This is a genomic window from Corynebacterium tuberculostearicum (genome assembly GCF_032821615.1).
GTDB lineage: Bacteria > Actinomycetota > Actinomycetes > Mycobacteriales > Mycobacteriaceae > Corynebacterium > Corynebacterium tuberculostearicum_H.
This window is the reverse complement of the sequence record NZ_JAVBIF010000042.1, coordinates 1-1,900: the sequence shown is the minus strand read 5'-3', so window position 1 is coordinate 1,900 and position 1,900 is coordinate 1. Positions and strand designations below refer to the sequence as shown.

Here is a 1,900-nt window from a genome sequence, read left to right as displayed (position 1 = left end):
CAATAGCTGCAGGGAAACGCCCGGTCCCATTCCGAACCCGGAAGCTAAGCCTGCACACGCTGATGGTACTGCAACCGGGAGGTTGTGGGAGAGTAAGTCACCGCCGACACCAAACAACAAACACAACTAAATAATCCAGAAGGGAAGGAGACGGTAAACCACCGCCTCCTTCTTTTTTGCGTTTAGCGGTAGTAAACGTCGTCACGCGACGGTGCTTCGCTACACACGTTCATTGACTTAAGACCTTGTCGAACTGCAAAAACCTGCCGGGGAAGTAGTAGGCAACGAACTCTAAACCTTTGCTTTTACCCCCGCTGGCGGGTGTGGCGCGACTCTGGGGATCCCTGCGGTTTTAGGGCACCCTATTCGAACATAAACACCCCCACTAAGGCCACGTGTCCGGCACTCGGGATACTATAAACGCAGTCGTTAGAAAACACATACGAACCCTGTTATCTCTGCTGGAGTGCCCCGTCCATGACTGCCACACTAAGCCCACCTGAACCAGATACCACCCTCGACTACCCGGACACCCTCCTCATCGGCGACCACCCCGATACCGGTCCTCTAGACGGTGGTGATGTGCCGGAGACGTTCTACACTACCAACGCACCCGGAAACCACATCGGCCAAGCCGGCACCTACACGCGTAAAACCTCCTGGTTCCTCTACCGCGCCATCCTCCCCCAACTAGACGAGGATGTTGACTTAAGCCTCACCAGCCTGGCCAAAGACCTCGGTATTTCCTACTCCAAACTCCTAGGCTTCCTGCGCGCCCACTTCCGCATGCGCCAACTACCCCTAGTCACCGAAGTCCAAGGCCACCACTGGATCCTAGACCTGACCAAACTACGAATCATCGACCGCGAACTCAACAGGCTCGAAGACAACCCCGACCACCTCGAAGCCATCGACGCCGCACTCGCAGACTTCCTCACCCCCACCACACCGAACCAAACAGTGCCCACCGACGCAGAGCTACGCCGCTTTATCCGCACCTTCATCGACACCCACCTGCGTCCCGAAGACAAAGAAGAACAACCCCAACCCACACTCCGCATCAACTACAATCCGGATAACACCACCACACTATCGCTTACCTGCGATAGTGCCACCGCCACGATTATCGCCCGCCACATCGACGCCTACACCAATAAGACCAAAACCACCAGCGCACAGGGGCTTATCGACCTCATCTTGGAAGACACCCATACCAGCGTTGCTATCAACACCTTTACCACCAATGAAGACACCAATATGGTCTTTCACCCCGGCGCCGGTTGGATAAACCTCGACCATGCCCCCACAGACAACACCTTCATCCGCCGGCTTAACGCCGACGAAATTGACGGATACACCCCAAATGCTGACATCCGCGCCTACACCCAAGGCAGAGACGCCACCTGCCGCTGGCCCGGCTGCACCGTCCCCGCCACCAATTGCCAACTAGACCACCGCATCGAATACCACCACGGCGGACCTACCAGCCCGGATAATTTAGTGAATCTGTGCCAGCATCACCACAACATCAAAACTGACCGCCGCGTCCACTACATCCTCGACCCCATCACCGGCACCATCGCCTGGCTCCACCGAGACGGCACCTACCAACTAGACCACGCCACCGGACCACTCGCCACACACCAAGCCCACTGGAACCACACCTGGGCACAATACCTCGCACTACAACAAAAGAGAACACAGAGAAGGGAGGGCTAGCGGAGTAGACCGGAGCCTGCGGTGTGTGACCAGGAGAACGGTCGTGCCGGCTTCTCGCATGGGCCTGGCCCCCGGAAAGTAGACACGTCGGGGGTTAGCTATGCTGCTTGGGTCAGTGTAGCTGAATTAAGCGCCTCGAAGTCATCGGGGGCTAGAAGGTTGCACCAGGAGTGCCGTCTGC

At 57.2% G+C, this 1,900-nt stretch carries 1 protein-coding gene and 1 rRNA gene; both read left to right on the top strand.

All coding sequences use genetic code 11. The annotated features are described in order from the left end of the window. Positions 1–109: ribosomal RNA gene (gene rrf / locus RAE09_RS11765) — 5S ribosomal RNA — on the top strand; the annotation flags it as partial. A 368-nt stretch (positions 110–477) separates the two neighbouring features. Further along, positions 478–1,719, top strand: a complete 1,242-nt coding sequence (locus RAE09_RS11760; protein WP_316981766.1) for an HNH endonuclease signature motif containing protein — start codon at positions 478–480, stop codon at positions 1,717–1,719. The last annotated feature ends 181 nt before the right edge of the window (positions 1,720–1,900 follow it).